This is a genomic window from Rahnella sp. AN3-3W3, assembly GCF_003263545.1.
GTDB lineage: Bacteria > Pseudomonadota > Gammaproteobacteria > Enterobacterales > Enterobacteriaceae > Rahnella > Rahnella variigena.
In genome coordinates this window covers 1-9301 of sequence record NZ_JYDG01000031.1, presented here as the reverse complement: position 1 = coordinate 9301, position 9301 = coordinate 1, and the positions used below count along the sequence as shown (strand labels likewise).

Genomic DNA, 9301 nt, shown 5'->3' with positions numbered 1-9301 from the left:
TCCCCCTTCGCAGGGGGAGGTGTAAGCACTTTCCTCACTTCCCCCACTGGAGTATTCAATGAAAATCGCTCTCGTCACCGGCGCCAGCCGCGGCATTGGCCGTGCAACGGCTCTCCTTCTTGCGCAGCAGGGTTACGCCGTCGGTGTGAATTACCTGAATAACGAAACCGCAGCACAATCTGTTATCGATGAAATCCATCAGGCTGGTGGCAAAGCAATTGCGCTGAAGGCTGATATTGCTGATGAAGCGCAGGTTGCCGCGATGTTCAAACAGCTCAGCGCCGAACTCGGCCCGATCACCGCGCTGGTGAATAATGCCGGGATTTTGTTCCAGCAGACCACCATTGAAAATCTCTCCGCCGAACGTATCAATAAAGTGCTGTCTACCAACGTGACCGGGTATTTCCTGTGCTGCCGCGAGGCGGTGAAAATCATGTCGCATCGGCATGGCGGAAAGGGCGGGGCGATTGTGAATGTGTCCTCAGCGGCCTCCCGTCTGGGCGCACCGGGCGAATATGTCGATTACGCGGCATCGAAAGGCGCGGTGGATACCCTGACCACCGGTCTGGCGCTGGAAGTGGCGGCTTACGGTATTCGCGTAAACTGCGTGCGTCCCGGCCTGATTTATACCGAAATGCATGCCAGCGGCGGAGAGCCTGGGCGTGTCGATCGCGTGAAAGCCAATCTGCCGATGCAGCGCGGCGGTCAGCCGGAAGAAGTCGCACAGGCGATTTCCTGGCTGCTGTCGGATTCAGCCTCTTACGCCACCGGCAGCTTTCTCGAGCTGGCAGGCGGCAGGTAATCAGAATTAGTCGCCGATAACGGGGATCACTCCTCGTTAACTCCCCGTTCACTCCCCGTTCACTCCCCTCAAACGGTCAAATCCACACAATAGGTCATTAACGGTCATCAGATTGCGCGAGGAATTGTGACCGTTTGCAAATCTGTTGCTGTCTTGTTGCAACGCAAATGACGATTTAATGCCGTTCCCGCCACAGATCCAAACTTTAACATTTCATCTTTTCTCACCTTTTCGTGACAACTATCACAGGACGATTGTGGCAAAAAATGCGCACAGTCGCCTTTGAGGCACTGCGCATTCCGTAAACACCCGGCTGCGTATCCTATTTGACATCGGGAAAGAGGAATCACCACATGCTGCCAGTAGAGCGACATCGTTATATCACCGAAATTCTCAGCCAGCGCGGACGCATCCTGGTGCAGGAAGTGGCGCAGTTATGCCGCATCTCGCTGGAAACCGCGCGGCGGGATCTGGCGCTGTTGGAAAAGCGCGGCGTGCTGTTACGCAGCCACGGCGGCGCGGTGTTTATGGAGCATTCGGCGGGCGAAAAAACCTATGTGCCTTCGCAGATTGAACAGGGTGAATCCTTTCGTGACCGCAGTAATCAGTCGCCGGACAGTAAAACGCGCATCGCCAAACGGGCGTTACAGCTGATCAATCCCGGCGATTGCCTGCTGCTCGACAGCAGTTCCAGCAGCTGGTTTCTGGCGCGTCAGTTGCCCGACATTCAGCTGGTGGTGCTGACCAACTCGGTTCACATCATCCAGACGCTGGCGGTGAAAGCTAACGTGCGGGTGATCGGACTGGGCGGTGAATACTCGGCGAAATACGAAGATTTTGTCGGTGTGCTGGCCGAGCAAATGCTGAAAGAGTTCGTCATCAACAAACTGTTTTTCTCCTGTCACGGCATCAGCCACGAAGGCGGTATCCGTGAAAGTAACGAGCATCATGCGCGGCTGAAACAGCAAATGCTGCTTTCCTCCGAGCACAAAATTTTGCTGGCTGACTCCAGCAAATTCGGCCGCCGCTCCTTTGCGCGGATCTGCCACTACCGGGAAATCGACACACTGATAACAGACCATCTGGAGGATGAAGAATTCCGCCAGGAACTGGCCTGGAGCAACGTTAACGTGATTGAAGTTTCTCCGTCACCCCTACAGAAAAAAACTAAAAACAGCCGCAACGGCCCGTTAGCTGCGGCACATAACTGACCTACCAGGAGAGTAAACATGATCAAGAAATCCGTTCTTGCCTGCCTGTTCGCCACAGCCATGTTGTCCCTGTCTGCGCACGCCGCCGACAAAATCCGCATGGGCGTGGTGGTGAAAGTCGGCGGTAACGCCTGGTTCAACGCGATGGAAGCCGGGATAAAAAGCGAAGGGGCCAAACGCGGGATCGACGCGTGGCAGGTCGGGCCGACCAGCGCGGATCCGGCGTTGCAGGTGCGTGCGATTGAAGATCTGATCGCCCAGAAAGTGGATGTGATCGGCGTAGTGCCGAACGATGCCCGCGTGCTGGAGCCGGTACTGAAACGCGCTCACGACGCCGGGATCAAAGTCATCGTGCATGAATCACCGGATCAGAAATATGCCGACTGGGATTTCGAAATGGTCGATGCCACGCAGCACGGCATTAACCACATGATCGCGCTGGCGCAGTGCATGAAAGAGAAAGGTGATTACGCGGTATACGTCGGAAGTCTTACCGTGCCACTGCATCAGAAATGGGCCGATGCCGCCATCAATTATCAGAAAGAACACTATCCGAATATGCATCTGGTCGGCGACAAATTTGGCGTGGGTGAATCCCTCGATGACAGCATCCGTACCACCAACGACCTGATGTCCAAAGACGCCAATCTGAAAGGCATTCTGGCTATCGGTTCACAAGGCCCGATTGGCGCAGGTCGCGCGGTGCTTAACCGTGGCAAAACTGACGACATCTGCGTATTCGGACCATTCAGTCCGGGCCAGGGCGCAAGTCTGGTGAAAGCCGGCGCCATCAAAGGCGGCTTTATCTGGAACCCGATGGTCGCCGGTGAAGTCTTTGTGCGCATCGCCGAGAAGCTGGAAAAAGGCGAAAAAATCACTGACGGCATGACCATTGAAGGCATGGGCAAAGTGAAAGTCGACGAGGCAACGCGCACCATTCTGGGCAACGAAACCGAAAGCCTGGACAAAGCGAACCTGCCGAAACTGGTCAAAATGGGGCTGTAATCATGGCAATCTCCGAGATCATTCAAACAGATAACGCGCCGCTGATTGATGTGCAAAACCTGTCGGTGACCTTTGGCGGGCAGCGTGCGCTCAACGACATTTCCCTGCGGCTGATGCAGGGCGAAGTTCACTGCCTGGCGGGCACCAACGGCTGCGGAAAAAGTACGTTGATCAAAGTGATCTCGGGGGTTTATCAGCCGGATAACGGCTGCCAGATCACGCTCAGTTCGCCCTCGCAGGGCAGCCAGAGTTTCAGCAAACTGTCTCCGGATCAGGCGCGGCAGTTTGGCGTGCAGGTGATTTATCAGGACTTGTCGTTGTTCCCGAACCTCAGCGTGTTCGAGAACATCGCCTTCGACCACAACTTACAGGGGCTGATGGGCTGGTATCGCCCGTCACGTCTGCGGGAAACTGCGCAGCGCATTTTGACTGAACTGAATTACACGCTCGATCTCGACAGCAAAGTCTCGGCACTGCCGATTGCCCAGCGTCAGCAGGTGGCGATTTGCCGGGCGCTGGTCGCCGATGCGCGATTAGTGATTATGGATGAACCGACCGCCTCGCTGACCCGTACTGAAGTGAATCAGTTGCTGCGCACTGTGCATTACCTGAAAAGCAAAGGCATCAGCGTGGTGTTCGTCAGCCATCGCCTCGATGAAGTGCTGGAGATTTCCGACAGCGTCACGGTTATCCGCGACGGTAAAAAAGTCGGGACATTCCCGGCCTCCGAAGTCAGCAGCGAACGCCTGACCGAGCTGATGACAGGCCTGAAACTCGATTACCGGCTGAAAGCCGCCAACATGAATGACGAACGCATCATGCTGGAAACCGACAAACTCAGCCGCGCAGGGCAGTATCACGATGTCAGTTTCAAACTGCACGCCGGCGAAGTGCTCGGTTTATGCGGCCTGCTCGGTTCCGGCCGTACTGAACTGGCGCTCAGTCTGTTTGGCATGACCAAACCGGACAGCGGCAAAATCTACCTCGACAGTAAACCGGTGCGTTTTCGCAGCCACGAAGACGCGATCAAATCCGGCGTCGGTTACGTCTCGGAAGATCGCCTGACGCTCGGCCTGATCCAGCAGCAATCCGTCGGCGACAACACCGTGCTGGCGATCATGGATCAGTTGCGCAGCCGTTTTCACCTGATCGACGAATACCGTAAAAACAAGATCATCCAGCAGTGGATCGAAAAACTCGGCGTCAAAGTCGCCAGTCCTGAACAGGCGATTTCCACGCTTTCCGGCGGCAATCAGCAAAAGATCGTGCTCGCGAAATGGGTGCTGACGCAGCCGAAAATCCTGATCCTTGATTCCCCAACGGTCGGCGTCGATGTCGGCGCGAAAGCCAGCATTTATCAGCTGATCCACCAGCTGGCGGAAGAGGGGATTTCAATCCTGCTGATTTCCGATGAAGTGCCGGAAGTCTATTTCAACTGCGACCGCGTGCTGCATTTCAGTGAGGGCACGGTGGTTGGCGAATATCTGCCGGGCGCGATCACCCAGCAACAACTTGCGGAGGCGGTCAATGCTTAAGCTCAGCCGGTTACGCCCGTCCAGCAACGAAGGTTATTTAGCCTGGGTATTGCTGGTGGTGATTGTCACCTTTTCCTTACTCAGCAATCAGTTTCTGACCTTGCAGAACCTGCTGGATCTGACTGAAAGCTACGCCGTCAGCGGCATCTTTGCCCTCGGCCTGTTCGTGGTGCTGGTCACCGGCGGTATCGATATTTCGTTCGCTGCCGTGGCTTCTGTCGTGCAGTACATCATCGCGACACTGGCGATCCACTACGGCCTGAGCAGCCCGACCGGCAGCATTTTACTGGCGGTCGCCATCGGCACGGTGCTGGGGATGATCAACGCCATTCTGATCTACTGCCTGCGCATCGTGTCGATCATCGTCACCATCAGTATGCAGTCGCTGCTGTTTGGCATGCTGATGTGGCTGACCAACGGCACCAGTCTGTATGACCTGCCGGACTGGCTGACGACGCCAATCCGCGTGCTGCCGTTCAGCGTCGGCGAACAGCATTATCAGATTGGTTTGCCGGTGGTGGTGATGCTGGCGGTCGCCGGACTGAGCTGGATCCTGCTCAACAAAACCCATCTCGGACGCCAGTTGTTTGCGGTGGGAGGCGATCAGGAATCTGCGCGCCGTATCGGTATACGTGTCGGACTGCTGCATCTGTTTGCTTACGGATATCTCGGCGCAATGGCCGCGATTGGCGGGCTGGTGCAGGTGTATCGCGTCGGTGAGGTGGTGCCGAATGCGCTGGTCGGCGGCGAGCTGGATGTGCTGGCGGCGGCGGTACTCGGCGGTGCCAGCCTCAACGGCGGTAAAGGCAGCGTGGTCGGCACACTGATGGGCGTGTTCCTGATTGGCGTGCTGAAAAACGGCCTCAACCTGATCGGCGTTTCCAGTTACTTCATGAACATCGTCATCGGCGTGGTGATCGTCGCGGCCATCACCGTCACCCATTACAAGAAACGCAAAGAAACCGAAGTCGGCTTCGCCTGAGGAAAACGCTATGTTCGCAAAAAGCAGAAATGTGAGTCTTAAAGCGAAGCCCGATGCGCGGCCTCGCCTGAAAATCGCTTCCCTGAAAATAGATAGCACAACATTGGGATTATCGCTGTTATTGCTGGTGGTGATCATCGGCTTCAGCCTGGCGATGCCGGGGCGCTTCTTCAGTGACGCCACCTTTATGAGCGTCGCCTTCCAGCTGCCGGAACTCGGTTTACTGACGCTGGCGATGTTTATCCCGATCCTCAGCGGTGGCCTGAACCTGTGCATTATCGCCACCGCCAACCTGACCAGTTTACTGATGGCGTGGGTGTTTCTCACCTGGCTGCCACCGGATGCCAGCATGGCGATGCAGGCGGTCTGGCTGACGCTGGCATTGGTCGGCGCAATGATTCTGGCGCTGGTGATTGGCATGCTGACCGGCGCGCTGGTGGCGTACGTTGGCGCGCATCCGATTCTGGTGACGCTGGCGACCATGACCATGGTGAACGGCGTCGGCATCTACCTTTCACGCGGTGCGGCGATCAGCGGTATGCCCGATATCGTGCGCTTTATCGGCGCGGAAACCCTGCTCGGCGTGCCGGTTCCGCTGATTATCTTCCTGCTGACCGCAGCATTAATCGCGGTGTTTTTAGAACGCACCCGCCTCGGTAAATACATCTACATGAGCGGCAGCAACATCAACGCCACCCATTTCAGCGGCATCAATACCCACCGCGTGCTGATCGCCATCTACGTGATTTCCAGCATGTTATGCGTGATTGCCGGACTCATCATGATGGCGCGTTTCAACTCGGCGCGCATGGGCTACGGCGACTCCTATCTTCTGCTGACGGTGCTGGCCATCATTCTTGGCGGCACCGACCCCAACGGCGGCTTCGGCAAAGTCGCAGGTGTGGTGCTCTCGCTGATTGTCCTGCAGGTGATTTCCACCGGCCTGAATCTGATGAACGTCAGCCCGCATTTCAGCCTGGCGATGTGGGGCGCGGTACTGATTGTGGTGCTGGCGTTGAAATTCTTCCGCAGCCGTTATCTGCAAAAAAGGGCGGGACGAATAAGCGCTGCCAAAGCGCGGGCGGCTCAACCTTAAACACTTTTTTTAAAATTGCCTCTGACTTAGGAAAACATCATGGAATACAAAATTTCTCCGTCGCTGATGTGCATGAGCCTCATCGACATTAAACAGCAACTTGAAGTGCTGAACCGCCGCGCCGACATGTTGCACATCGACATCATGGACGGCCATTACGTCAAAAATATCACTCTGTCGCCGTTCTTTATTGAGCAGATCCGCCCGCATACGCCGCTAGTTCTGGACGTGCATATGATGGTGGAAAACCCGGCTGACTTTATCGAGCCAATAGCCAAAGCCGGTGCCGATTTTATCTGTCCGCACGCAGAAACCATTAACCGCGACGCGTTCCGCATCATCAATCAGATCCGCTCGCTGGGTAAAAAAGTCGGCGTGGTGCTCAACCCCGCGACACCGGTGGAATACATCCAGCACTACATTCATCTGCTGGATAAAATCACCGTGATGACCGTCGATCCTGGCTATGCCGGTCAGCCGTTCATCCCTGAAATGCTGGGGAAAATCGCGCAACTGCGTGACCTCAAACAGCAAAAAGGCTACCGCTATCTGATCGAAATCGACGGCTCCTGCAACCTGCGCACCTATCAGGATCTGATGGGCGCGGGCGCGGAAGTGCTGATCGTCGGCAGTTCCGGCCTGTTCACGCTGGACAACGATCTGGATGTTGCCTGGGACAAAATGCTCGATCAGATGCGTCAGGCGCGTCACGCAGCCTGAGGGCAGGAGAGCCGTATGCCGCACTTTCTTGGAGTGGATGTCGGGGGCACCAATACCCGTTTAATGCTGATGGACAGCCAGCAAAATTTTCGCGGCTACCACAAAACCCCGACCCAAAGCTGGGCGGGGCAGACTGACCCGTTACAGGGGCTGGAAAACCTGATCACGGCGTATTTGCAGGAACAGGATCCGCATCATCAGGTGGCGCAAGTCATGCTCGGGCTGCCGGGCGTATTGTCCCGCGATCGCCAGACCGTGCTGTCGCTGCCGTTTATCTCCGCACTGGATAATCAGCCGGTGGCGGCGATGCTCTCGCAACGTTTACACCTGCCGGTGGCGATGGATAAAGACGTAAACCATCTGATGTGGTGGGATTTAACACAGCACAGCGCGCTGCCGGATGTTGCTGTCGGGCTGTATCTCGGCACCGGGCTGGGCAACAGTTTGTGGATCAACGGCGATTTTTACCACGGCGCGCACGGCGGTGCGGGTGAACTGGGGCACATTCCGCTGGCGGGGAATCCGTTGCTCTGTCCGTGCGGCAAAACCGGCTGCGTCGAGACGCTGACGTCCGGTAACTGGCTGACCGGCTGGGCACGGCAACATGCGCCACAAACGCCGTTCGCCGACCTGTTTGTACGTCATGCCGGGCATGTGGATTTAACTGAATTTGTGGCACGACTGGCGCGCACCGTCGCCAGCGAAATGAACATTCTGGATCCCGAATATCTGGTGCTGGGCGGCGGTGTGCTGGCGATGGAAAACTTCCCGCTGGCCGAACTGGAACAGCAGCTACGCAGCCATCTGCGCAGCCCGTATCCGGCGAACGGCCTGACCATTCATTTCAGCGCCGTCACCGACGAGACCGGTTGTCGTGGCGCGTGTCTGGCCGCACAGCGCGTTTTTCCGTCGCAGCCAGCTCTGGCCGCCGGAACATTTTCCTTCAGGAGAGAGGCATGAACAAAGGCAAGGTATGCGTATTTGGGTCTTTCAACCTCGATATCGTGGCAGGCATGGCGCGTTTCCCCAAACCGGGAGAATCACTGATTGCACGCAACAGCATGATGGGCGCGGGCGGCAAGGGCGCCAACCAGGCGGTCGCCGCACTGCGTGCCGGTGCGCGTGTGCATTACATCGGTAAAGTTGGTCGCGATGATTTCGGCATGTTTGCCCGCCGCCATCTCGACAGCGCCGGTTTCGACGCCGTCACGTTGTTCTCCACCAGCGAATGCCCGACCGGCAACGCGTTGATTTATGTCGCCGGAGCCGATGCCGAAAATATGATTGCCGTCGATCCGGGCGCCAACCTGACGGTCACCGACGAAGAAGTCGAACAGTGCCGTCCGGCCGTCGCCGCCGCTGATATCCTGCTGACGCAGTTGGAAAATAACCTGCCAGCGATTGAAAAACTGATCGGTATCGCGAAGGACAACGGCACTTACATTATCCTCAACCCCGCGCCGTTCCAGCCGGTTTCTGACCATCTGCTGGCCCAGGTGGATTTACTCACGCCCAACGCCACAGAATGCACGCTGCTGACCGGCATTGAAGTCTGCGATATTCCCTCCGCAGAACGCGCTGCTCACGCGCTGCACGCTAAAGGGATCCAGGCGCTGATCATCACGTTGGGCACGCAGGGCGCATTGCTTTCGGTGAACGGCGAAACGCAGATTATCCAGGCCTGTCCGGCGACCCCGGTCGATACCACCGGCGCAGGCGACGCCTTTAACGGCGCACTGGCCTCCCAACTCGCCGCCGGTGCCACACTCCCCGAAGCCGCACAATTCGCATCCGCTTATGCTTCTGTATGTGTGGAACGCGCAGGCGCAGCCGCATCAATGCCGACGTATGAAGAAGCACGGGAAAGAATGGGGGTTGTGGTGGTTTGATGCAGGGTTTTCTTTGCTCCTGCGAAAGCTGCGGGTTTTTCTTTACTCCTCCCCCTGCGAA

The 9301-nt window shown here is 56.9% G+C and carries 9 protein-coding genes; all 9 read left to right on the top strand.

The window, feature by feature from the left end:
- Nucleotides 1-58 precede the first annotated feature (58 nt).
- Nucleotides 59-802: an SDR family oxidoreductase gene (locus tag UC15_RS10605; protein ID WP_112288409.1), complete on the top strand. Its 744-nt coding sequence runs from the start codon at nt 59-61 to the stop codon at nt 800-802.
- Between the two features lie 353 nt (nt 803-1155).
- Nucleotides 1156-2013, top strand: a complete 858-nt coding sequence (locus UC15_RS10600) for a DeoR/GlpR family DNA-binding transcription regulator (RefSeq protein WP_112288408.1) — start codon at nt 1156-1158, stop codon at nt 2011-2013.
- 18 nt (nt 2014-2031) lie between these two features.
- A complete protein-coding gene (locus UC15_RS10595) occupies nt 2032-3018 on the top strand; it encodes a substrate-binding domain-containing protein (RefSeq protein ID WP_369964280.1) in 987 nt (328 codons plus the stop codon).
- A 2-nt stretch (nt 3019-3020) separates the two neighbouring features.
- Complete coding sequence (locus tag UC15_RS10590; protein WP_112288407.1) at nt 3021-4553, top strand: sugar ABC transporter ATP-binding protein; 1533 nt, start codon at nt 3021-3023, stop codon at nt 4551-4553.
- Nucleotides 4546-5535, top strand: a complete 990-nt coding sequence (locus tag UC15_RS10585; protein ID WP_112288406.1) for an ABC transporter permease — start codon at nt 4546-4548, stop codon at nt 5533-5535. Before UC15_RS10590 ends, UC15_RS10585 begins: the two co-directional genes overlap by 8 nt.
- 10 nt (nt 5536-5545) lie before the next feature.
- Nucleotides 5546-6631: an ABC transporter permease gene (locus UC15_RS10580; RefSeq protein ID WP_112288405.1), complete on the top strand. Its 1086-nt coding sequence runs from the start codon at nt 5546-5548 to the stop codon at nt 6629-6631.
- 39 nt (nt 6632-6670) lie between these two features.
- Complete coding sequence (alsE, locus tag UC15_RS10575; RefSeq protein WP_112288404.1) at nt 6671-7351, top strand: D-allulose 6-phosphate 3-epimerase; 681 nt, start codon at nt 6671-6673, stop codon at nt 7349-7351.
- Between the two features lie 15 nt (nt 7352-7366).
- Nucleotides 7367-8311, top strand: a complete 945-nt coding sequence (alsK, locus tag UC15_RS10570) for an allose kinase (RefSeq protein WP_112288403.1) — start codon at nt 7367-7369, stop codon at nt 8309-8311.
- Entirely contained in the window at nt 8308-9240 is a 933-nt protein-coding gene (gene rbsK / locus UC15_RS10565) for a ribokinase (RefSeq protein ID WP_112288402.1), read from the top strand. The genes alsK and rbsK overlap by 4 nt, the downstream gene beginning before the upstream one ends.
- Nucleotides 9241-9301: the final 61 nt, after the last annotated feature.

Bases quoted from the DNA above. Each gene is read 5' to 3' on its own strand.
- UC15_RS10595 (WP_369964280.1), top strand. From the start codon at position 2,032: ATGATCAAGAAATCCGTTCTTGCCTGCCTGTTCGCCACAGCCATGTTG.
- UC15_RS10600 (WP_112288408.1), top strand. From the start codon at position 1,156: ATGCTGCCAGTAGAGCGACATCGTTATATCACCGAAATTCTCAGCCAG.
- UC15_RS10585 (WP_112288406.1), top strand. From the start codon at position 4,546: ATGCTTAAGCTCAGCCGGTTACGCCCGTCCAGCAACGAAGGTTATTTA.
- rbsK (WP_112288402.1), top strand. From the start codon at position 8,308: ATGAACAAAGGCAAGGTATGCGTATTTGGGTCTTTCAACCTCGATATC.
- UC15_RS10605 (WP_112288409.1), top strand. From the start codon at position 59: ATGAAAATCGCTCTCGTCACCGGCGCCAGCCGCGGCATTGGCCGTGCA.
- UC15_RS10580 (WP_112288405.1), top strand. From the start codon at position 5,546: ATGTTCGCAAAAAGCAGAAATGTGAGTCTTAAAGCGAAGCCCGATGCG.
- alsK (WP_112288403.1), top strand. From the start codon at position 7,367: ATGCCGCACTTTCTTGGAGTGGATGTCGGGGGCACCAATACCCGTTTA.
- alsE (WP_112288404.1), top strand. From the start codon at position 6,671: ATGGAATACAAAATTTCTCCGTCGCTGATGTGCATGAGCCTCATCGAC.
- UC15_RS10590 (WP_112288407.1), top strand. From the start codon at position 3,021: ATGGCAATCTCCGAGATCATTCAAACAGATAACGCGCCGCTGATTGAT.